The sequence below is a fragment of the Sphingomonas sp. PvP056 genome, assembly GCF_040549155.1.
Lineage (GTDB): Bacteria > Pseudomonadota > Alphaproteobacteria > Sphingomonadales > Sphingomonadaceae > Sphingomonas.
Genome location: NZ_JBEPST010000009.1, coordinates 113269 through 134117, shown reverse-complemented (window position 1 = coordinate 134117; position 20849 = coordinate 113269). Strand labels below are relative to the sequence as shown.

Here is a 20849-nt window from a genome sequence, read left to right as displayed (position 1 = left end):
GCAGGCGCGCGCCCGCACGTCTTTCGGCGCATTGCCCCAAAGTAGGATCTTACGATGCAACCTGTCACGCACGTCTCGGGTACGGCCTATCCGTGGGGACAGAAGAACGTCGACACCGACGTCATCATTCCGGCGCACTGGCTGAAGACCGTGACCCGCGAGGGACTCGGCAAGGGCGCGTTCGAGACCGTGCGCGCGAAACCGGGCAACATCTTCGATGACCCGCGCTACGCAGGTGCCCCGATCCTGATCGCGGGTGACAATTTCGGCTGCGGGTCCAGCCGCGAGCATGCCGCCTGGGCGCTGGCCGACATGGGCATCAGCGCGGTGGTCGCGCCGAGCTTCTCCGACATCTTCTCGGGCAACGCGTTCAAGAACGGGATCGTCACCGTGGTTCTGCCACAGACCGCGATCGACCGCCTGATCGAGGTCGCGCAGGATCAACCCGTGACGATCGATCTCGAGACGATGACCGTCACCACCCCCTATCAGGATCGCTTCGGGTTCGAACTCGATGCATTCCGTCGCCAGTGCCTCATGGAAGGGCTGGACGAGATCGGTCTGACACTGGCAAGAGATACCGCGATTTCGAAATACGAAGCCGGGGTAAGCAAACACCGGCCGTGGATGAGCGGAGAACGGGCGGATGCGAGCACTCTTGTCGAAAGCGCCGGGCGGACCTGAAACCCTAACGATCGATACCCTGCCCGATCCCGTCGCGGCTGCGGGACGGGTCGTGGTGGCGGTCAAGGCGTGCTCGATCAACTATCCCGACGTTCTCATCATCGAGGACAAATACCAGTTCAAGCCACCGCGCCCGTTCGCTCCCGGAAGCGAAATCTCGGGTGTCGTCGAAAGCGTCGGCGACGGCGTGACCGACTGGAAACCCGGCGACCGGGTGATCGCGACGACCGGATCGGGCGGTCTCGTAGAAAAGATCGCGCTCCCTGCGGTAAGCCTGTTCGCGCTGCCCGGAGGACGCAGCTTCGCCGAGGGTGCCTCGCTGCTATTGACCTACGGAACGACCATCCACGCGTTGCTCGACCGCGGTCGTCTGGCGGAGGGGCAGACCCTGCTCGTGCTTGGTGCGGCGGGCGGCGTCGGGCTGGCGGCGATCGAACTCGGCAAGGCGTTCGGAGCGCGGGTCGTCGCGGCGGTGTCATCGGACGAAAAGGCGCAGGCCGCGCGGAACGCGGGCGCGGATGACGTCATCGTCTATGCGCGCGCGCCATTCGACAAGGATCAGTCCAAGGCGCTTGCCGAGCAGTTCAAGGCCGCTGGCGGCAAGACCGGCTATGACGTGATCTACGACCCGGTGGGCGGCGATTATGCCGAACCCGCGCTCCGCTCGATCGGATGGGAGGGCCGGTATCTCGTCGTCGGCTTCCCCGCGGGCATTCCCCGCCTGCCGCTTAACCTTACCCTGCTCAAGAGCTGCGACGTTTGCGGCGTGTTCTGGGGGGCGTTCGCGGCGCGCGACCCGAACGCGAACCGGGCGCATATCGAGCGCCTGTTCGGTCTATGGAAAGACGGCAAGATTGCCCCGCGCGTCACCGAAACCTTCGCGTTCGAGGATGGCGGCAAGGCGATCGCCAAGATGGCCGCGCGCGGCGCGATCGGGAAGCTGGTTGTTACGGTCGCTGCCTAGGCCATACCGCCCCGCTCAGGCGGGGCGGTACACGAAGCGCACGTACCCGGCGAAAGCCAGCATCACGGCACCAATCGCGCCGACCCAGACCGGCCCGATCGTCTCCCACAGCAGATAGACGTTGAGCCCCGCAATCACGCTGCAGATCGAATAGCCGACCAGCTTGACCCACAGGGGATTGGCATAATCGCCCATCCGCGCCCGGCTGCTCGTTACCATCATCAGCGGGAAGATGGCGAAGGGCAGCTGCATCGACAGCACGACCTGGCTCACCACCAGCAGTTCGACGGTATCCTTCCCCCCGGTAGCCGAGATGACGATCAGGGCCGGGATGATCGCCAGCCCGCGCGTCACCAGACGCCGCAGCCACGGCGCGACCCGGATGCGCAGGAACCCCTCCATCACGATCTGGCCAGCAAGCGTCCCCGTAATCGTGCTCGACTGGCCCGAGGCCAGCAGCGCCAGCGCGAACGCCGTTGCAGCGGCCCCACCGAGCGCGGGGCGAAGCAATTCATGCGCTTCCTGCAACTCGGAAACGACAATGCCATTGCGCCAGAACACCGCCGCCGCCAGCACGAGGATCGCCGCGTTGACGAAGAACGCCATGCCCAGCGCGAGGACGGTATCGACCGTGTTGAACGCCAGCGCCGCCTTTACGTCACGCTTGCCCGTACCGAACGCGCGGGTCTGGACGATCGACGAATGCAGATAAAGGTTATGCGGCATGACCGTTGCGCCGAGGATGCCGAGCGCGATCAACAACGCCGCAGTATTCGGGATCGCCGGTGTGATGGCCCCCAAAGCCACCGCATTCCAGTCGGGCTTCGCGAGAAAGATGGTGTACGCGAAACACAAGCCGATCGTGGCCACCAGGACTACGATGACCGCTTCGATCTTGCGGAAACCCCGGTTGACCAGCAGCAGGAGCAAGAGCACGTCGAGCCCGGTCAGGATCACCCCGTACAGCAGCGGCAGCCCGAGAAGCAGGTTGAGCGCAACCGCAGATCCGACCACTTCTGCCAGGTCGCATGCGATGATCGCAAACTCGCACAACAGCCAAAGCGCGATGCCGACCGGGCGTGCGTAGTAATCGCGGCACGACTGGGCGAGGTCACGCCCGGTGACGATCCCCAACCGCGCGCACAGCACCTGCAGGAAGATCGCCATCAGGTTGGATGCCAGGATCACCCACAACAGAGTGTAGCCGAACTGGCTGCCACCAGCGAGATCGGTGCCCCAATTGCCCGGATCCATATACCCGACCGAGACGAGAAACCCCGGCCCTGCGAACCCCAACCACTGCCAGAACCGCGAACGCTTGGGGTCGCCTGTCTCCCACACCTTCACGCTGCGATGCGCCTCCGGCAGCGATCGCGCGAAGTCGGGGGAGTCCGCCGGGGCAATCATGCGCTCGAATAATGCACGTTTCGGGTGTGATGCTGCCATGCCGTGTTGCCTACCTGAATTCCCGCGATTCTCCGACGCGGATTTGCGCCACGAACGGTTGCGACAGCGATGCGTTGCACCAACGCGTTGCTGCCCCTATCTCGTGGCAATCCTTTCTTACCGTTTCCGGGGACTAACGGCATATGAGCAGCTTCGACGATCGCGAGCGCGCATTCGAAACCAAATATGCACGCGACGAAGAAATGGCGTTCCGTATCATCGCCCGACGCAATCGCTTGCTGGGGCATTGGGCGGCAACCGAGATGCGGCTGACCAAGGAAGAGGCGGATGCCTATGCCACCGCTGTCGTCCAGGCCGATTTCGAGGAAGCCGGCGACGAGGACGTGATCCGCAAGCTGGTCAGCGACCTGACGGCCGCCAACGTCGCGATCGACGAGGCGACGATCCGCCGCACGATCGAGGAAAAGACGATCGAAGCGCGCCGCCAGTTGATGGGGGTCGAATAATGCCCATGTCTGCGCACGAGATCGAGACGCTGATCGTCGCGGGTATCCCCGACGCGCGCGTCGAGATGACGGATCTGGCGGGTGACGGCGACCATTGGGCCGCGCGTGTCACCGCCGAGAGTTTCCGCGGCATGCCGCGGTTGAAGCAACAGCGTGCCGTTTACGCCACGTTGGGCGACCGGATGGGTGGCGTGCTCCATGCATTGCAGCTCACCACCGCCGTCCCTGTTCAGGAGTAAAGATGATGACCGACGAATCCCACAGCCGTATCGCCGACATCGTCGGCAAGTCCGACGTAGTCCTGTTCATGAAGGGCAGCCCGTTGTTCCCGCAGTGCGGTTTCTCGAGCCGCGCGATCGCGATCCTCAACCATGTCGGCGTCGAGTTCGATAGCGTCGACGTGTTGCAGGACCAGGGCATCCGTCAGGGCATCAAGGCCTTTTCGGACTGGCCGACGATCCCGCAGCTCTATGTCAAGGGCGAGTTCGTCGGCGGGTCGGACATCATGATGGAGATGTACGAGAGCGGTGAGCTCGCCACGTTGCTGGAAGAACAGGGCGTCGCCAAGGCGAACTGACCCGAATCGGGCGGGTCGCCGCGCCCTGTTGGCCGCGACCCGCCCTGCTCGAGCGTTCCGCTCGACAGGCTTGCGGCCCGGACCGCCTTGGCCTTTTGCGATCTGCCCGATGCCTCGCTAAGACCGGGCCATGACGACGCTTTCTCCGCATTCCGACGGCCGCACGGGTGGCCGCATTTTGGTCGACAATCTCCTCGCGCAAGGCTGCGACCGGATCTTCACCGTTCCCGGGGAAAGCTTCCTGGCGGTCCTCGACGCGCTGCATGATTCCCCCGAAATTGACCTGACCGTCTGCCGCCAGGAAGGTGGCGTCGCGTTCATGGCCTGCGCGGATGGCGCGTTGACCGGGCGACCGGGCGTCGCCTTCGTCACCCGCGGACCCGGCGCGACCAATGCGTCGATCGGCGTCCATGTCGCGATGCAGGATTCGCAGCCAATGATCCTGTTCATCGGCGACGTCGACCGCGCCACGCGCGACCGCGAAGCCTTCCAGGAAATCGATTTCCCCGCGATGTTCGGTCCGATCGCGAAATGGGCGGCGAAGATCGACGATGCCCAGCGCATCCCCGAATATGTCGCGCGCGCCTGGACCGTGGCGATGTCGGGACGGCCCGGACCCGTCGTGCTCGCTTTGCCCGAGGACATGCTGCTCGACGTCGTGGAAACGGTCGATCGCCCCCGCGTCATGCCCGCGGTGCAGGCCTGTGACCCGTTCCAGCTTCACGCGTTGGGCGAAATGCTGGAAGCCGCCGAGCGACCGCTCGCGATCATCGGGGGCGCGGGGTGGAACAAACGCGCAGCCGACTCCTTCGGCATGTGGGCAGAACGCAGCGGCCTCGCGGTCGCGTCCGCCTTTCGCCGTCAGGATGCGTTGCCGAACACCTCGCCGGTCTGGGCGGGGAACCTCGGCTACGGCCCCAATCCCGCGCTGGTCCAGCGCGTCCGAGACGCCGATCTCCTTCTGGTCGTTGGCCCGCGGCTGGGCGAAGCGACGACCGATGGCTACACGCTGATCACGCCGGACCATCCGGGACAGCGGCTGGTCCATGTCCACCCCGACCCCAACGAACTGGGGCAGACCTACCGTACCGACCTCGCGATCTGCGCGGATATGGGGTCGTTCGCCGACGCGCTTCATTCGATCGCAAGCCGCCCGCGCGAGGATAGCGGCGCACATGACGACTATCTCGCCTGGTCGACACCCGCCCCGCGCGACGGCGTTGCGCTCGACCTCGGCCCGTGCGTCGCCGAGATGCGCGCGCGACTTCCCGCCGACAGCATCATCTGCAACGGTGCCGGCAATTACTCGGGATGGTGGCATCGCTACTGGCGCTATGCCGGTCCGGGGACGCAGCTTGCCCCGACCGCGGGCGCGATGGGGTATGGCGTTCCCGCGGCGACTGCTGCTGCGCTGCGCCACCCCGGGCGCACCGTCGTCGCGCTGGCGGGCGACGGATGCTTCCTGATGAACGGGCAGGAACTCGCGACCGCGGTTTCGCACGGTGTGGACATGCTCGTGCTAATCATCGACAATGCGGGCTACGGCACGATCCGCATGCACCAGGAACGTGAATTTCCAGGCCGGGTCAGTGGGACAGCGCTCCAAAACCCCGATTTCGCTGCCTTGGCGCGCGCTCATGGCTGCTGGGCCGAAACGGTAGAGACCACCCAAGCATTCGCGCCGGCGCTGGAACGCGCAATGACCGAGCCCGGGGTCCGGCTGCTTCACCTCAAGACGGACATGAAGGTCATTACCGCTGGTGCGACGCTTTCGACATGATCCCGACAAGAAAAAGCCGCCCCGGTTTCCCGGAGCGGCCTGTATCAATCAGTCAGTCGCAGCTCAGATATCGTCGCCGAGCGCGCCCTTGACCTTGCCACCGAGCTGCTGGGCCTTGCCCTTGGCTTCCTGTGCGGCACCGTCTGCCTGCGTATCAGGATTGTTGCTTTCCTGCTTCGCCTTGCCGATGGCCTCGTTGACGTTGCCTTTGATCTTGTCGATGAGTTCGCCCATGGCTTTAATCCTTTCGGTATCAGGTGATGTCGCCAGCCGACATCCGCTACTCCCGAGTAATAAACGGCTGATATCCGCAGGGGTTCCCTCGACAGATGGCTAAGCGCGTGTCCACGGTTGGGTTCATCGGCCAGGCGTGGGTTGATCGGCTGGTTGCACCCTTGGCCCCCGGTAGCGCGATTCTTGATCTCGGCTGCGGGGATGGCGAGCCAATCGCACGCTATTTGATGGATCGCGGGTTCGATCTGACCGGCGTCGATTCAGCCGGATCGGTCGTCACGCTTGCAACGACGCGCTTCCCGCGCGGTCGATGGATCAAGGGCGACATGCGGATCGTCGACATCCCCCAGCGCTTCGACGCAGTCATCGCGTGGAACTCGCTGACGTGGCTGACGCATGCCGATTGCGCATTGATGGCAAAGCGCGCTGAGGCGTGGCTGAAGCCAGAAGGACGAATGCTGTTCAACGCGGCTGCGGACCTCGATCCGAGCCGTGAGGATTATCGCGATGGGTCGCCGTACCGCGTGGATCTCGAGGCCGCCGACTATTCGGCCGCGATCGCCGACAGCGGACTAAGCCTGGTCGCACGCGTTCTGGCCGACCCGGCGTGTGAAGATGCCGGTATCTGGCTGGCGGAGAAACGCTAGCCCGCCCGCTTAGCGCCGGAACAGCGCAGCAAGTTCGGCATGGGTCGACCACCGAAACTGGCCGACCGGCTGAACCCACTCCAGCCGATACCCACCCTTGCACAAGATATCCGCATCTCGCGCGAAGCTGCTGGGATTACACGAAACGTAGGCAATCACAGGGACGGTCGAGCCCGCCAGTTGCGTTATCTGCTCGCGCGCGCCGGCCCGCGGCGGATCAAGCACGACCGCACCGAAACGCGAGCACTCCGCGCTGGTCAACGGTCGCCTAAACAGATCGCGGTGCTCCGTGAACAGCGATCGGCCTGCACGACTGGCACCCGCCTGCAACGCCAGGATCGCGTCGCGCCCGGCCTCGGCGGCATAGACCTTCCCCGGCAAGGCGAGCGCGAACGTGCCGAGACCAGCGAACAGATCGGCGGTCGCGCCGCTTGCGGTTGCCAGCGCCTCGCGCACCGCGCCGACCAGGCTCGCCTCCCCTTCGCGCGTCGCCTGCAGGAACGACGCCGCGGGAAACGGGACCGGAACATCCCCCAGTGTGATCGTCGCGCCTTCGGGCTCCCACCGGGTTTCCGGCCCGAGACCATCGTCGACTGCAAGCCGTGCGATCGCATGGTCCGAACAGAATTGCGTCAGCGCCTCGGCCACCGCCAGACTTTCGGACAGTGTGCCTTCGATCAGCAAGTCGATGCCCTGGTCGATCTCGGTCAGGTGGATCCGTGCCCGCCCCTTCAGAGTCCGCGCAAGCAGTTTGCGCAGCGGCGTCAGCACAGCGAACAGCGCGGGTGTCAGGACATGGCATTCCTTGACGTCGATGATCTCGTGGCTTGCCGCGGCACTGAACCCGAGCTTGATCGCACCACCCTTCACCTCGGCATGCAACGTCGCGCGGCGGCGCGTACGCGGCGGGGACAGCAACGGCGCGCGGATCTCCGCGCGCACATTCTGCGCGGCGAGTGCCCCCGCGATACGATCCACCAGGAAATCGGCATAGCTCGCATCGTCGAGATGCTGGAGTTGGCACCCGCCGCATTCGGGAAAGTGGCGGCAAGGCGGCGTCTGATGGTGCGGTCCCGGAACGACCGCATTGTCAGCGGTCAACGTATCGCCGGGTGCCGCGAACCGCGCATGACGGCCATTTGCGGTCACGCCATCGCCGCGCGCAGCTACTCTTACAATCGTATCGCTCATAGCGCCGCCCTAACGGCGCTGAGCGCGTGTGCAAGATCATCCGCCAGGAAAGCCCCCGGCAACCGCCGTGCCGCCTGCGAATGGAGCCATACCCCAGCGGCGACACGATCGATCAGCGAGATGTGCCGGATGTCCTGCGCCGCGATCACCGCAGCGATTGCGCCCGTCAGCACGTCCCCGGTTCCCGCGGTCGACAACCACGGGTCAGCCGGTGGCGTGACGATCGCTGTGCCGTCCGGCGAAGCGATGATCGTGCTCGCCCCCTTCAATACGACGATCGCGCCCGTATCCCGCGCCGCAGTCAGCGCACGTTCGATCCGCGGGGCATCGCTCTTTCCGAACACCGCATCGAACTCGCCTTCGTGCGGCGTCAGGATCGTGGGCGCCTTCCGCGCGCGGGCCGTCGCCAGCCGCCCGGCGTCGAGCAACTGCAATGCATCGCCGTCGATGATCAGCGACGCATCTGCCAGGACTGCGTCGTCCAGCAGGGAGGCTGCCACAGCATCGCGGCCCAGGCCGGGTCCGATGACGACAGCCCCGATCCGCGTGTCGCCGAGCGCATCCGCTGAATACTGCCGCCGCACGATGGCATGGGGTACGGTCGTGCCGGTGTTCCCGAGCAGGAGGACATAGCCCGCCCCCGCGCGCAACGCCGCCTCGGCCGAAAGCTCGGCGGCACCGGGCATCGCGCCCGCCACCACGGCGACCATGCCACGCGTATATTTGTGGGCCGAAGGACCAGGTGTCTTGGGAAAGTCCGGCCGCCGGGCAACGCGCAACGCAGCACCGATGTCCGGCCCCAGCCCGATATCGAGCAACCGTATCGTCCCGCAGTGACTCGCCGCAGGCACCAGCAGATGCGACGGTTTCACCGCTCCGAGCGCAAGCGTGACGTCGCCCAAGACCGCATCGCCGGGCACCGCGCCCGTATCCGTCGTCACCCCGCTTGGCAGGTCCACCGCGATCGTCAGACGGGCAGCCGAAGACAAACGCTCCAACGCCGCCGCAAGTTCTGGCTCCAGCGCGCGTGTTAATCCGGTGCCGAACACCGCATCGACCAGGATCGCCGCCGGGTCGGCAGTCAGCAATGGTTCGACCGGCCCCATCCAGCGCGACCGTGCCGCCGTCGCAGCCTCGCTACGTGGTTCGCCGAGCGCCGCGACGCGGACGTCCAGCCCCATTTCGCGCAACGCCAGCGCCGCGACATAGCCATCGCCCCCATTGTTGCCCGTCCCGCAGGCGACGAGGATCTCGGCGTGGGCGGCAAGACGCCGAACCGCCTCCGCTACCGCCCGACCGGCGGTCAGCATCAGGCTGTCCACGGTTGCACCCGCAGCCATGGCGGCCTCCTCCGCACCGCGCATCTGCGCAGCCGAGAGAATGGGCGTTCCGTCGATCGGCGTCATCGCGCCAGCCGTTGCAGGGTGACCGTCCGCCGTCCGCCCGATACCGCCGCCGGTAGGGCCGGCGGCGATAGCGACCGGTCCCTCGCCTCAGATGTCCGCGTAAACATGACGTTCGGTTGCTGCCCCAGGATGCGTTACCGCGCCCTTATAGGCAGGCCCGACCGTCTGCGAATAGCGCCACAGCGCCCCCGACTGGTAATCGTTGACGCGGGCGACCCAATTGGCCTTGCGGGTCGCCAGCGTGTCCGCGTCGACGTCGAGGTCGATCGTTCCTGCCTCGGCATCAATCCGGATCATGTCGCCATTCTCGACCAGCGCGATCGGCCCGCCCTCGGCCGCTTCGGGGCCGACGTGGCCGATGCAGAATCCGCGCGTGCCGCCGGAGAAACGCCCGTCGGTGATCAGCGCGACCTTTTCGCCGAGCCCGAGGCCATACAGTGCCGCGGTGGTCGACAGCATCTCGCGCATCCCCGGACCGCCCTTTGGCCCTTCGTAACGGATCACGATGACTTCGCCCTCGTTGATCGCACGCGCCTCGACCGCCGCGAAGCAATCCTCTTCGCAATCGAAGACGCGCGCCGGGCCTTCGAACTGGAGCCGGTGCATCCCGGCGACCTTGACGATCGCACCATCGGGCGCGAGCGAGCCGCGCAACCCGACCACGCCGCCAGTCGCGGACAACGGCGTCTTGACGTCGTAGATCACCTTCTGGTCGGGGTTCCACGTCACCTGATCGATGTTCTCGCCGAGCGTCTTGCCCGTCACCGTCATGCAGTTTCCGTCGAGGAACCCGCCCGCCAGCATCGTCTTCATCAGCATGTAGACGCCGCCAGCCTCGTACATATCCTTCGCGACATACTTCCCGCCGGGCTTGAGGTCGGCGATGTAAGGTGTTGATTTGAAAGCTTCAGCAACATCGAACAGATCGAATTCGATCCCCGCTTCGCTCGCCATCGCGGGCAAGTGCAATGCCGCATTGGTCGACCCGCCGGTTGCCGCGACGACGCGGGCGGCGTTGATGAACGCCTCGCGCGTGCAGATATCGCGCGGGCGGATGTTGCGGGCGATGAGCTCCATCACCTGATTGCCCGCCGCGATCGCGATCTCGTCACGGCCGCGATACGGTGCGGGCATCATGTTCGAATTGGGGAGCGAAAGGCCGATCGCCTCGCCGACGCACGCCATCGTGTTCGCGGTGAACTGGCCACCGCACGCGCCGTGGCCGGGGCATGCGACTTTCTCGAGCTCGATCAACTCCTGCAGCGGGCATCCGCCCGCGGCATATTTGCCGACCGCCTCGAACACGTCGACGACGGTGACGTCCTTGTCGTGGAACCGCCCGGGCAGGATCGACCCGCCATACACGAAGATGCTCGGCACGTTGAGCCGCAGCATCGCCATCATCATTCCCGGCAGCGACTTGTCGCAGCCAGCGAAGCCGACCAGCGCGTCGTAGCAATGCCCGCGGACCGACAGCTCGACCGAATCGGCGATCACTTCGCGGCTGACGAGCGAGGATTTCATCCCCTGATGCCCCATCGCGATCCCGTCGGTCACGGTGATCGTGTTGAAGCGGCGGGGCATGCCACCGCCCGTGATGACGCCTTCCTGCGCGGCATCCGCCTGCGAATCGAGCGTGGTGTTGCATGGCGCGGAGTTATTTCCGGCGCTCGCCAGGGCGACGAACGGCTTGGCGATGTCCTCCTCGGCGATCCCCATCGCGTAATAATAGCTGCGGTGCGGGCTTCGCTCGGGCCCGACCGAAACGTGACGGCTGGGGAGCTTCGATTTGTCGAAAGTGCGTGTCATGCGCGCGCCTATGTCGCGACAGCACCCGTTTGCGCAAGTCTATTACGTATCTCGATCAAAATCGGGGCGAGAATGTCGCGCCACCGCGCGACGCCCGCATCGTCCGCCAACAGGTCATTGCGGACCTCGATCGCGATACTGGGGATTCCCCGCGCTTCGCCGTGGCGATTGAGCGTCGCGTTCAGCAAGCGGCCCGAATAGGGTTCGTTGTCGCCGACCACCAGTCCGCGCTCTTGCAGCAGGGTCAATGCGAGATCGGCAGCGCGACGATCGCGATTCGAGAGGATCCCGATCTCCCACGGCCGCACGGGACCATCGGCGGTTTCGAGTCGCGGCGTGAAGCTGTGGATCGACGCCAGCAGATTGGGTTTAACCGCTCGAATCACGTCCTTTAAAGTCGCATGATACGGCTGGTATAAACGCGCGATTCGGTCGAACCGGTCTGCCTCGACATTCCCGGGAATGGCATGGCCATCGCTGACTACCGGGATAAGTCCGGGATGATCCGGCTGCCGGTGCAGATCGATCACCAACCGCGAAACCGTCGCAAGCACTGCCGGCGCCCCGAGCGCGGTCGCCAGCGCCTCGGTCAACGGCGCGGTCCCGATATCGACGCCGATATGCTTGTCGAGCAATGCCGGGTCGATCCGTAGGTCGATCCCCGCGGGCACGGCATTCGATGCGTGATCGCAGATCAGCAGGATGCCGCCCGGCGCGCCGCCGAGAACGATCGGGCGGCTCATACGCGCAGTGGGGCGACGAAGTTGCCCGCGTCGCCCCTGAGCCTGGATGACGCGCGGCGCGACCGCGGGCCATCGACGGATGCACCACGGAGAGCGGTGGACCCATCGTGCATTCCATCAGCAAACATCGCGCCAATCCCCGTTTCGCGCCATTCGGTGTTGGCCGCCGCCGCACTGCGTTCCATAGTGATACACCTTTCTGTCACGCGAGTGCCGTTTCAAGACACCACCAGTCTGGTTGGTCTGCCCGAATGGTTGCGGCAGCGGCGCTCCGATCCGCGGCAGTGGCGTACAGCGCGAAACACGTCGCACCCGACCCCGACATTCGCGCGAGCAACGGATTGCCCGCAGCGAGCCGTTCGAGCACCGCATCGATCGCGGGGGCCAAAGCGCGCGCCGGGGCCTCGAGATCGTTCCGCCCCGCAAGCGCCAGCGCCAGCACGTCGCCGTCCGGCATGGGGCCACGATCGACCCCGTCCCACGCCTTGAACACCGCCGCCGTCGACACGGCGACACCCGGATTGACCAGCAGCACCGGCATCCCCGACGGCCCGTCGAGCCGTTCCAGCCGCTCGCCACGCCCCAGCCCCAAAGCGGTGTGGCCGAGCAGACAGGCCGGCACGTCCGACCCGAGCGCCTCCGCGATCTCGAACAGGCGCGGATCGTCGATGGCAACGTCGTTCGCCCGTGCCAGCGCCCGAAGAGCCGCCGCTGCATCCGCCGAACCACCACCGATCCCGGAGGCGACCGGCAGATGCTTGTCGAGCGTGAACACCCCCCCGACGCTCGTGCCGAATCGCTCGGCAAACGCCCGCGCCGCGCGCAGGACGAGATTGTCCCCCTCGCCCGACAGGCCCGCCGCGAAGGGCCCGGTGACCGTTAGCGACAACGCGCCAGGCGCGAGCGTCACCATGTCGCCGTCCGTCACGAAGGCGAACAGCGTTTCCAGTTCATGATAGCCATCCGACCGCCGCGCGCGGACATGGAGCGCCAGATTGATCTTCGCGGGAGCGCGTTCGGTAATCATCGGGCCAGTCCAACCATTTCCCTTCCCCGGCGAAGGCCGGGGCCCAGTCGTGGCCGGTCTATGGCGAGCACCGCGCGCGATAACAACGCCCTTCGCACCTGGGCCCCGGCCTGCGCCGGGGAAGGAGCACGCCCAAACCACTTCCCTTCCCCGGCGGAGGCCGGGGCCCAGTCGCGGCCGGTCCATGGCGAGCACCCCGCGCGCCAACAACGCCCTTCGCGACTGGGCCCCGGCCTTCGCCGGGGAAGAAGCGAGTCACATATTCGGATAGTTCGGCCCCCCACCGCCCTCGGGCACCACCCAGGTGATGTTCTGCGTCGGATCCTTGATGTCGCACGTCTTGCAATGCACGCAATTCTGCGCGTTAATGACGAACTTGGGGTCGCCCTCTTCCTCGCCGACGATCTCGTAAACCCCCGCCGGGCAATAACGCTGCGCAGGCTCGTCGTAGAGCGGCAGGTCATACTTCACCGGAATGTCCGGGTCCGCCAGCTTGAGATGAACCGGCTGGTTCTCCTCATGATTGGTGTTCGAGATGAACACCGAGGACAGCCGGTCGAAGGTCAGCACGCCGTCGGGCTTGGGGTAGGTGATCGGATGCACCTGGTCCTTGCGCCACAAGGTCTTGTGGTTGGCGTGGTGCTTCATCGTGAAGGGCATCTTCACGCCCCAGCTTTCCAGCCACATCGTCACGTTGGCAAGCCCCGACCCGACCAGCTCGCCGAACTTCTCGACCAGCGGCACGACGTTGCGGACGATCGACAGCTCCTTCTTGACCCAGCTGTCCTCGAACGCCGCCGGATACGCCACCAACTCGTCATGCTGCCGCTGCGACGCGATCGCCTCGACCGCGGCTTCGGCGGCCATCATGCCCGACTTCATCGCGGTATGCGTACCCTTGATCCGCGGCACGTTGAGGAACCCCGCCGAACAGCCGATCAGCGCGCCGCCCGGGAACACCAGCTTGGGGATCGACTGCAACCCGCCATCGTTGATCGCGCGCGCGCCATAGGACACGCGCTTGGCACCCTGTAAAATCTCGGCGATCGCTGGATGCGTCTTCCAGCGCTGCATCTCGTGGAACGGCGACAGATGCGGATTGGTATAGCTCAGCCACGTCACGAACCCGAGCGCGACCTGACCGTTCGCCTGGTGGTAGAGGAAGCCACCACCGTTCGACCCTGGCGTCTCGTTGAGCGGCCAGCCCTGCGTATGGATCACGCGCCCGGGAACATGCTTGTCGGGCGCGATGTCCCACAGTTCCTTGATCCCGATCCCATACACCTGCGGCTGGCTGTCGCGCGCCAAGTCGAACTTGGCGATGATCTGCTTCGACAGCGACCCGCGCACGCCTTCGCTGAGCAAGGTGTACTTCGCGTGGATCTCCAGCCCCGGCGTATAGTCGGGCTTGTGCGAACCATCGCGCGCAACGCCCATGTCGCCGGTCGCGACACCCTTCACCGATCCGTCGTCATTGTACAGGATCTCGGCAGCGGCGAACCCGGGGAAGATCTCGACCCCCAATTCCTCAGCCTGCCCGGCGAGCCAGCGGCATAGATTGGCCAGGCTGCCCGTATAGGTGCCCTTGTTGTGCATGAAGCCGGGGGTGATGAAATGCGGCACCGCGCGCTTGCCGCGCTTCGACAGCATCCAATGCTGGTTGTCGGTCACCGGCACCTCGGCGAGCGGACAGCCCATGTCGCGCCAGTCCGGCAGCAATTCATCGAGCGACTTCGGGTCGATCACCGCCCCCGACAGGATGTGCGCGCCGACTTCCGACCCCTTTTCGAGGACGCAGACCGACAGCTCGATCTCGCGTTCGGCCGCAACCTGTTTCAGCCGGATCGCGGCGGACAGGCCCGCAGGCCCCGCTCCGACGATCACAACGTCATAGGGCATCGACTCACGCTGGGTTTCGGTGTCACTCACGGTGTCTCTCCACTGCGGTTGGGGCAGCGCGGTCTCGTCGCGCACGCGGAACGTCCGGCCCCATCGCTATGAAAACCGAGTGCCAGTGAATTGACCTTCGCGTCAACATAGGACTCTAAGGAACGCATGGGGGCGGACCAGAATATCGATTGGCAAATTGCCGCGGCAAGCGTGCTCGAATGGTGGCGCGATGCGGGCGTCGACACGCTTGCGGACGAAGTCCCACGCGACTGGACCGCCGCCCCGGCACCGGTCGTCCGCGAAACGAAGCGACACGCCGTAGCGGAACCCTCCGCTCCGGTCGCGGCCCCCTTGCCCACCGCGATCGACGCCTATGTCGCCTGGCGGACTGGGCCGGAAGCCCCCGAAGCCGACTGGTCGGGCTCACCCATTTTTGCGAGCGGTGATCCACAATCCGACATCATGATCGTCACCGACGTCCCCGATCGCGACGATACCGAATCGGGCGCGGTGTTGAGCGGCGCGGCCGGGCGGCTGTTCGACCGGATGCTCGCCGCGATCGGGCGCGACCGCAACTCGGTCTATATCGTGCCGATGTGCACGATCCGCCCGGTCGCCGGCCGTATTGCACCCGAGATCGAGCAACGGTTGAGCCAGCTGATCCGGCACCATGTCGCAATAGTGGAACCGAAGCGGCTGTTTGTGCTAGGGAACGCGCCGAGCCGTGCGCTTACCGGGGCCGATGTGGCGCGGTCGCGGGGAAGTTTGCAATTGGTTAATGTGGAAGTTGGACAATCCGGCAGCACCATCGCCGTCGAGGCCGTCGCCAGTTTTCATCCGCGACTGCTGCTCGAACGGCCGGCGGAAAAGGCACGTGCCTGGAAGGACTTACAAATGCTTATCGCGGGGTTAGGCGCATGAGCGCAAAACGGTTTCTGTCGGTCTCGCTGACATTGGCAAGCGCGCTGACGCTGGCTCCGGGGATGGCGCAGGCGGCGATCGAGCCGGCGAGCGTCGAGACGGCCAACGTTCGCGCCGCGATTCCCCCGCAGCTCGATCCCGAACAGCGCGAAGGGTATCGCGCGGTGTTCGCCGCGATCCGCGAGCAGAAATGGCTCGATGCGCAACTCGCGCTCGACGTGATGAAGCCGGGTCCGCTCCACGCGATCGCCCGCGCCGAACTGCTCACCGCCAAGGGGTCTCCCAAGGCAGATCTCGACCCGTTGCTCAAGCTGCTGTCCGAAGCGCCCGAATTGCCGCAGGCGCGCCAGCTCGCGACGATGGCCGCCTCGCGCGGCGGAGTGGGCCTGCCTCCGCTTCCCGAGGCACGGGCCCTGATCTGGATCGACGGCGCGCCGGTCCGCAAGCGCGCGCGCAGCTTAGTCGCGGGCGACATGATCGCCGCCGAACTCGCGATCAAGATGCAGCCCTACGTCAAGGAAGACCGCGGCTCCGAAGCACAGGCGTTGCTCGAATCGACCCCCGGACTGTCGCAGGACTCGATCACCGAGTGGCAGCGCAAGGTCGCCTGGATGTATTACCTCGCAGGCGACGACAATAACGCCCGCGCGATGGCCGCCAAGGCGATGACCGGATACGGTGACTTCGCGGTCGAGGCGATGTGGGTCGGTGCGCTCGCGGCATGGCGACAGCATGATTGCGTCGCAGCCAGCGCCGCTTTCCAGAACGTCGCGGCGCGTGCGGGCGACGTCGACCTTCGCGCGGCGGGCCTGTACTGGGGCGCGCGCGCAGACATGCAGTGCGGCCGCCCCGACAAGGTCGAGGGCCGACTGAAGAACGCATCGCAATATCGTGAGACCTTCTACGGCCTGCTGTCGCGGCAGGCGCTCGGCATCAAGGATGCGCCGCTCAAATCCAACGCGAAGGTATTTGCGGGCGACTGGCAGGCGCTGGAACACCGTCCCAACATTCATGTCGCTGCGGCGCTGGTCGAGATCGGCGAGAATGGCCTCGCGGATCAGGTGATCAAGCAACAGGCACGGATCGGCACCGCAGCGGAATATCCCGCGCTCGTCCGCCTGACCTCTGCGCTCGATCTTCCCTCCACGCTCGTCTGGCTGTCGCACAATGGTCCGCTCGGCGCGGCACCGCCGGTCGAGGCGCGTTTCCCTGCCCCCAATTGGACCCCGGACGGTGGTTGGCGCGTCGACAAGGCGCTCGTCTATGCGCACACGCTCCAGGAATCACGCTTCCGCACCGATGTCGTCAGCAAGGCTGGCGCTTATGGCCTGATGCAGGTGATGCCGAGCGCGGCGACCGATATCGCACGCAAGCAGGGGCGCGTCTTCGATCGTACCGCGCTGTCGCGCCCCGGCACCAACATCGAGGTCGGCCAGAGCTATCTCGAGCAGTTGCGCGACCAGAGTTGCACCAACGGGCTGCTCCCCAAGGTCATCGCCGCGTACAACGCCGGCCCTGGTCCGGTGCAGGCCTGGGACGCGCAGGCGCATGATGGCGGCGACCCGCTGCTCTACATCGAATCGATCCCGTACTGGGAGACGCGCGGTTATGTGACGACCGTCCTGCGCAATTACTGGGTGTATGAAGCGCAGACCGGTCGCCGCGCGTCGGTCAGCCGCGCTGCCTTGGCGCAGGGGCTTTGGCCCCGCTTCCCGGGGATGAAGGGCGCCACCGCGGTCCGCCTCAGTTCCAGCAACGCGCGTCAGGCGGTCGCCAGTGCCAATTGATCTGAACGCCGAATTCATCCCCGTCCGGATTGCCGTCCTGACCGTTTCCGATACGCGCGGGCTTGCCGAGGACCGCTCGGGCGACACGCTGGTCGCGCGGCTGAACGAGGCAGGCCATGTTCTCGTCGAACGCGAGATAGTGAAGGACGATGTCTCGCTGATCATCGCGGTGCTGCATCGCTGGATCGATGACGAATCGGTCGATTGCATCATCACTACCGGCGGCACCGGTGTGACCGGTCGCGACGTCACTCCTGAAGCGATCGAACGGATCGCCGAGAAGATGATCCCGGGGTTCGGTGAACTGTTCCGCTGGCTGAGCTTCAAGACGATCGGAACGTCGACGGTCCAGTCGCGCGCCTGCGCGTGCGTCACGCGCGGCACTTACATCTTCGCGCTGCCCGGTTCGACCGGCGCGGTGAAGGATGGCTGGGACGGCATTCTCAAGGACCAGCTCGACAGCCGTCACAAGCCCTGCAACTTCGTCGAGCTGATGCCGCGCCTGCGCGAACGCTGATCCTTTCGATCGACGGTTCCTACAGCCCCTTCACCAACGGCAGGATCGACGAATAGCCGTCGCTCCACGGTACGAACCCGGGGCGGCCGCGAGTCGGCTTCCACGCTGCGTCGCGTGCCTGCAAGACGCGGATCGTCGCCGGGTCGCGGGAGAGGGCGATCCACTGCGACATGGTTGCTCCGGGCGCCGAGTAGAACAAAGTGGCGGCCTGCCAGCCCCCGGCCTTTGCGGCGGCCGCGACGACCGGTTCCAGGTCGAGGAACCGGTTCGAGATATGCACCAGCAACAGCCCGCGCGGCGACAGTACGCGCGCATAGCTGTCGAACGCCTCGCGCGTCATCAGGTGCATCGGCACCGAATCCGATGAAAAGGCGTCGAGCGCCAACAGGTCGAGCGTATCGGTCCGCTGCTTTGCGATGTTGACCCGCGCATCCCCGATCACGATCTTCGGGTCGGGAAGGCAGCTCGACAGGAAACTGAACTGTCCGCTGTCGCGCGCGATCCGGACGATCGCGGGATCGATCTCGTAGAATCGCCAGTCCTGCCCCGGCCGCGCATAGCAAGCGAGTGTCCCTGTCCCCAGGCCCACCACGCTCACGCGCGCGCGCGGACCGTACAGCACCGGGAGCGCCTGCATCGCCTGCCCAACGCCGGATCCCGGCACGTAATAAGCAGTCGGGGTGCGTTCGCGTTGGGGCGATCCGCGCAATTGCGTGCCGTGTACGGTCGTACCATGCGCGAGCTGCTGTTCGGTCGGCGTGCTATGCACCGTATAGATCCCGAAATAGCTCCGCGTCCGCGCACCGGGCTCGAGCGAGATTGCAATCGCCTGATACCCGCCAAAGGCAATCAGAACCCCCACCAAGGCAAAACCGAACGCAGGCGGGGTACCGATCGCAAGCACGCCGACCGCCACGACGATCAGCAGCATCGCCTGCTGCAACGATGACGGCGCATCGCCCGTCGTGTGATCGAGCAAGACGACGGCGACCAGCGTAGCGATGATCAGCGCAACGGCCCACAGCAGGATGCGCCGCCGCTGCGGATTGCCCTGCCAGACGCGCTGCAACGGCGCGAACATGTAGGCATGCGGGGTCAGCACCCCCGCCGCCAGGATCAGGATCGGATATTCATACGTCCAGTCGAACAGCATCGGCGCGACCAGCGCGCTGAACACGCCGCCAAGCGCCCCACCGAACGACATGGCGAGATAGAAGCCGGTCAGCCGGTCGGGTTCGGGTCGCAGGCGATACAGCCCGGTGTGCAAGGCGACCGAGACCAGGAACAGCAACGCCAGCGCCATGATCGCGCCGAGATACGGCATCCCCGGCATCCCGCTGACGAGGATCCCGCCGAACAACAGGATCGCGATCGGTGCGATCCGCGTCTGGATGTCCGCCGCGGTGCGATCCCGCGCGAACGCGATCGTGAAGCTCAGCAGGTACAGCGCGAGCGGGATGACCCACAGCAACGGCATCGCAACGATGTCGGTGGTGATGTAGGTCGACGTCGCCAGCATCAGCCCCGACGGCACGAACGCGAGCAGGATCCAGTGCGCAACCCGCTTGCGCCCCGGCGGCGCGGAGGTGACGGGCGTCGCCGCCTGCAGCGGCCGGTCACGCGGCAATGTCCCCGCACATAACGCGACCAACAGCCCGAGCAGGATGTAGCCGCTGCTCCATAGAATCCGCTGGTTGAACAGCGTCATCATCGGTTCGACCAGCAACGGATAGGCGATCAGCCCCGCAAAGCTGCCCAGGTTGGACGCCGCGTACAGCGCGTACGGGTCCTGCCCCTTGCACGCCAGGCTGAACCAGCGTTGCAACAGCGGCGACTGCGCCGAGACCGCGAAGAACAACGGCCCGATCGACAGCACGAACAGCCACGGCACCCAGAACGCCGGCGGCACCCCCGGTCCGGGTTGCAACCCGCCCAGCCCGATCGGCAGCCACAGGGCGGCGATCAGCAGCACCCCCAGATGCACGCGCCCCTGCAACCGCGGCTCGAGCCGCCCGAGCCAGTGCGCATAAGCGTATCCGCCCAGCAGCAGCGCCTGGTAAACCAGCATCGCCGAGTTCCACACCGCAGGCGCCCCGCCGAGCCGGGGCAACGCCATCCGCGCGACCATTGGCTGGACGAGGAAGAGCAGGAACGCACTCGACAGGATCGTCACCACGAACAGCGGGCGAACCCCGCTGCGCGGCCTAGGCAAAAGCTTCATGAAAGCGGCCGATCGATCCGATACTGAATGTGACGCTGCAACGGGCTACCCGCCGCGACCAGTGGATGATCGAAATCACCGTCCACGACCCGATGCATTCCGATGCGCTCCATCAGGCCCCAGCTCGCTGCATTGTCGGGCACCGTGATCGCGGCGATCTCCGGCGCGGACAGATTGGCCCAGGCCCAGTCGAGCGTCGCTAGCGCTGCCTCGCGCGCATAGCCCTGCCCCCAATAGGCCTGCGAAAACCGCCACCCGATTTCGAGCACCCCTTCGATCGGCGTGTCGGGTGCGCCCGGCTTCAACCCGCAGATCCCCGTCAGCGCGCCATCCGTGCGCCGCTCGACGATCCAGAAGGCGAAGCCATGCTCGGCCTGCGACGCGTGCATCCGCGCGATCATCGCATCGAGTGCCGCTTCGTCCGCAACGGGGAGCAGATACTGCATCACCGCCGGGTCCCGGCATTGCGCCCACAACTCCGCACGGTCGCGGGGCTCGACCATCCGCAGGATCAGCCGCTCGGTCTCGATCATGCGCG

At 65.8% G+C, this 20849-nt stretch carries 20 protein-coding genes; 10 read left to right on the top strand and 10 right to left on the bottom strand.

Translation table 11 applies throughout. The annotated features are described in order from the left end of the window. The first annotated feature begins 54 nt into the window (after positions 1-54). On the top strand, positions 55-684 hold the full coding sequence (gene leuD / locus ABIC17_RS18740; RefSeq protein ID WP_354284454.1) for a 3-isopropylmalate dehydratase small subunit: 630 nt from the start codon (positions 55-57) through the stop codon (positions 682-684). Beyond that, positions 647-1648 (top strand): NADPH:quinone oxidoreductase family protein, encoded by a 1002-nt coding sequence (locus ABIC17_RS18735; protein ID WP_354284452.1) that lies wholly within the window; start codon positions 647-649, stop codon positions 1646-1648. Before leuD ends, ABIC17_RS18735 begins: the two co-directional genes overlap by 38 nt. A 15-nt stretch (positions 1649-1663) precedes the next feature. On the opposite strand, the gene ABIC17_RS18730 is transcribed toward ABIC17_RS18735, so the two are convergent. Next, complete coding sequence (locus tag ABIC17_RS18730) at positions 1664-3094, bottom strand: Nramp family divalent metal transporter (RefSeq protein ID WP_354284450.1); 1431 nt, start codon at positions 3092-3094, stop codon at positions 1664-1666. A gap of 143 nt (positions 3095-3237) precedes the next feature. Between ABIC17_RS18730 and ABIC17_RS18725 the strand changes: the two genes are divergently transcribed. From ABIC17_RS18725 to ABIC17_RS18710, 4 genes are all read left to right on the top strand, one after another. Further along, positions 3238-3561: a DUF1476 domain-containing protein gene (locus ABIC17_RS18725; RefSeq protein ID WP_354284448.1), complete on the top strand. Its 324-nt coding sequence runs from the start codon at positions 3238-3240 to the stop codon at positions 3559-3561. Further along, entirely contained in the window at positions 3561-3800 is a 240-nt protein-coding gene (locus ABIC17_RS18720) for a BolA/IbaG family iron-sulfur metabolism protein (RefSeq protein ID WP_354284446.1), read from the top strand. The genes ABIC17_RS18725 and ABIC17_RS18720 overlap by 1 nt, the downstream gene beginning before the upstream one ends. Positions 3801-3805: 5 nt before the next feature. Continuing rightward, on the top strand, positions 3806-4138 hold the full coding sequence (gene grxD, locus ABIC17_RS18715) for a Grx4 family monothiol glutaredoxin (RefSeq protein ID WP_354284444.1): 333 nt from the start codon (positions 3806-3808) through the stop codon (positions 4136-4138). Between the two features lie 130 nt (positions 4139-4268). Continuing rightward, positions 4269-5918 carry a thiamine pyrophosphate-binding protein gene (locus ABIC17_RS18710; RefSeq protein WP_354284442.1) on the top strand — a complete coding sequence of 550 codons (1650 nt, stop codon included), beginning with the start codon at positions 4269-4271 and terminating at the stop codon, positions 5916-5918. Between the two features lie 63 nt (positions 5919-5981). Here ABIC17_RS18710 and ABIC17_RS18705 read toward each other — a convergent pair whose 3' ends face one another. After that, the gene (locus ABIC17_RS18705) at positions 5982-6152 is read right to left on the bottom strand and encodes a CsbD family protein (protein ID WP_354284440.1); all 171 of its coding nucleotides are present in this window, start codon (positions 6150-6152) and stop codon (positions 5982-5984) included. A 95-nt stretch (positions 6153-6247) separates the two neighbouring features. Here ABIC17_RS18705 and ABIC17_RS18700 point away from each other — a divergent pair, with 95 nt between their 5' ends. Beyond that, entirely contained in the window at positions 6248-6799 is a 552-nt protein-coding gene (locus tag ABIC17_RS18700) for a class I SAM-dependent methyltransferase (protein WP_354284438.1), read from the top strand. A 9-nt stretch (positions 6800-6808) separates the two neighbouring features. Here ABIC17_RS18700 and ABIC17_RS18695 read toward each other — a convergent pair whose 3' ends face one another. The 6 genes from ABIC17_RS18695 to ABIC17_RS18670 all read right to left on the bottom strand — a co-directional run bounded on the left by ABIC17_RS18695 (position 6809) and on the right by ABIC17_RS18670 (position 14874). Then, positions 6809-7990, bottom strand: a complete 1182-nt coding sequence (locus ABIC17_RS18695) for a class I SAM-dependent RNA methyltransferase (protein ID WP_354284436.1) — start codon at positions 7988-7990, stop codon at positions 6809-6811. Next, positions 7987-9396, bottom strand: a complete 1410-nt coding sequence (locus ABIC17_RS18690) for an NAD(P)H-hydrate dehydratase (protein ID WP_354284434.1) — start codon at positions 9394-9396, stop codon at positions 7987-7989. Before ABIC17_RS18690 ends, ABIC17_RS18695 begins: the two co-directional genes overlap by 4 nt. Before the next feature lie 87 nt (positions 9397-9483). Beyond that, positions 9484-11205 (bottom strand): dihydroxy-acid dehydratase, encoded by a 1722-nt coding sequence (gene ilvD, locus ABIC17_RS18685; protein WP_354284432.1) that lies wholly within the window; start codon positions 11203-11205, stop codon positions 9484-9486. A gap of 8 nt (positions 11206-11213) precedes the next feature. Then, complete coding sequence (locus ABIC17_RS18680) at positions 11214-11948, bottom strand: N-formylglutamate amidohydrolase (RefSeq protein ID WP_354284430.1); 735 nt, start codon at positions 11946-11948, stop codon at positions 11214-11216. Positions 11949-12150: 202 nt separating this feature from the next. Then, positions 12151-12975, bottom strand: coding sequence for a 4-(cytidine 5'-diphospho)-2-C-methyl-D-erythritol kinase (locus ABIC17_RS18675; RefSeq protein ID WP_354284428.1), 825 nt, complete (start codon positions 12973-12975; stop codon positions 12151-12153). Between the two features lie 255 nt (positions 12976-13230). Beyond that, entirely contained in the window at positions 13231-14874 is a 1644-nt protein-coding gene (locus ABIC17_RS18670; RefSeq protein WP_354284594.1) for an electron transfer flavoprotein-ubiquinone oxidoreductase, read from the bottom strand. A 156-nt stretch (positions 14875-15030) separates the two neighbouring features. On the opposite strand from ABIC17_RS18670, the gene ABIC17_RS18665 reads away from it, so the two are divergent. From ABIC17_RS18665 to moaB, 3 genes are read left to right on the top strand one after another with little or no spacing between them, the layout of a single operon-like run. Continuing rightward, positions 15031-15786, top strand: coding sequence for a uracil-DNA glycosylase (locus tag ABIC17_RS18665; RefSeq protein ID WP_354284426.1), 756 nt, complete (start codon positions 15031-15033; stop codon positions 15784-15786). Beyond that, the gene (locus ABIC17_RS18660) at positions 15783-17573 is read left to right on the top strand and encodes a lytic transglycosylase domain-containing protein (protein ID WP_502958503.1); all 1791 of its coding nucleotides are present in this window, start codon (positions 15783-15785) and stop codon (positions 17571-17573) included. The genes ABIC17_RS18665 and ABIC17_RS18660 overlap by 4 nt, the downstream gene beginning before the upstream one ends. Beyond that, positions 17563-18090, top strand: coding sequence for a molybdenum cofactor biosynthesis protein B (gene moaB / locus ABIC17_RS18655; protein ID WP_354284424.1), 528 nt, complete (start codon positions 17563-17565; stop codon positions 18088-18090). The genes ABIC17_RS18660 and moaB overlap by 11 nt, the downstream gene beginning before the upstream one ends. A gap of 19 nt (positions 18091-18109) precedes the next feature. Here the strand turns inward: moaB and ABIC17_RS18650 are convergent, their stop codons facing one another. Together ABIC17_RS18650 and ABIC17_RS18645 are read right to left on the bottom strand one after the other, a co-directional pair. Beyond that, a complete protein-coding gene (locus ABIC17_RS18650; RefSeq protein ID WP_354284422.1) occupies positions 18110-20311 on the bottom strand; it encodes a fused MFS/spermidine synthase in 2202 nt (733 codons plus the stop codon). Beyond that, a complete protein-coding gene (locus ABIC17_RS18645) occupies positions 20308-20844 on the bottom strand; it encodes a GNAT family N-acetyltransferase (protein WP_354284420.1) in 537 nt (178 codons plus the stop codon). Before ABIC17_RS18645 ends, ABIC17_RS18650 begins: the two co-directional genes overlap by 4 nt. Between the last annotated feature and the right edge of the window lie 5 nt (positions 20845-20849).

Coding starts and splice junctions, on each gene's coding strand:
- ABIC17_RS18705 (WP_354284440.1), bottom strand. CDS start 6,152: ATGGGCGAACTCATCGACAAGATCAAAGGCAACGTCAACGAGGCCATC.
- ABIC17_RS18645 (WP_354284420.1), bottom strand. CDS start 20,844: ATGATCGAGACCGAGCGGCTGATCCTGCGGATGGTCGAGCCCCGCGAC.
- ABIC17_RS18670 (WP_354284594.1), bottom strand. CDS start 14,874: ATGCCCTATGACGTTGTGATCGTCGGAGCGGGGCCTGCGGGCCTGTCC.
- ABIC17_RS18690 (WP_354284434.1), bottom strand. CDS start 9,396: ATGACGCCGATCGACGGAACGCCCATTCTCTCGGCTGCGCAGATGCGC.
- ABIC17_RS18710 (WP_354284442.1), top strand. CDS start 4,269: ATGACGACGCTTTCTCCGCATTCCGACGGCCGCACGGGTGGCCGCATT.
- ABIC17_RS18650 (WP_354284422.1), bottom strand. CDS start 20,311: ATGAAGCTTTTGCCTAGGCCGCGCAGCGGGGTTCGCCCGCTGTTCGTG.
- ABIC17_RS18675 (WP_354284428.1), bottom strand. CDS start 12,975: ATGATTACCGAACGCGCTCCCGCGAAGATCAATCTGGCGCTCCATGTC.
- ilvD (WP_354284432.1), bottom strand. CDS start 11,205: ATGACACGCACTTTCGACAAATCGAAGCTCCCCAGCCGTCACGTTTCG.
- leuD (WP_354284454.1), top strand. CDS start 55: ATGCAACCTGTCACGCACGTCTCGGGTACGGCCTATCCGTGGGGACAG.
- ABIC17_RS18720 (WP_354284446.1), top strand. CDS start 3,561: ATGCCCATGTCTGCGCACGAGATCGAGACGCTGATCGTCGCGGGTATC.
- ABIC17_RS18695 (WP_354284436.1), bottom strand. CDS start 7,990: ATGAGCGATACGATTGTAAGAGTAGCTGCGCGCGGCGATGGCGTGACC.
- ABIC17_RS18665 (WP_354284426.1), top strand. CDS start 15,031: ATGGGGGCGGACCAGAATATCGATTGGCAAATTGCCGCGGCAAGCGTG.
- ABIC17_RS18725 (WP_354284448.1), top strand. CDS start 3,238: ATGAGCAGCTTCGACGATCGCGAGCGCGCATTCGAAACCAAATATGCA.
- ABIC17_RS18730 (WP_354284450.1), bottom strand. CDS start 3,094: ATGGCAGCATCACACCCGAAACGTGCATTATTCGAGCGCATGATTGCC.
- grxD (WP_354284444.1), top strand. CDS start 3,806: ATGACCGACGAATCCCACAGCCGTATCGCCGACATCGTCGGCAAGTCC.
- ABIC17_RS18680 (WP_354284430.1), bottom strand. CDS start 11,948: ATGAGCCGCCCGATCGTTCTCGGCGGCGCGCCGGGCGGCATCCTGCTG.
- ABIC17_RS18735 (WP_354284452.1), top strand. CDS start 647: ATGCGAGCACTCTTGTCGAAAGCGCCGGGCGGACCTGAAACCCTAACG.
- ABIC17_RS18700 (WP_354284438.1), top strand. CDS start 6,248: ATGGCTAAGCGCGTGTCCACGGTTGGGTTCATCGGCCAGGCGTGGGTT.
- ABIC17_RS18660 (WP_502958503.1), top strand. CDS start 15,783: ATGAGCGCAAAACGGTTTCTGTCGGTCTCGCTGACATTGGCAAGCGCG.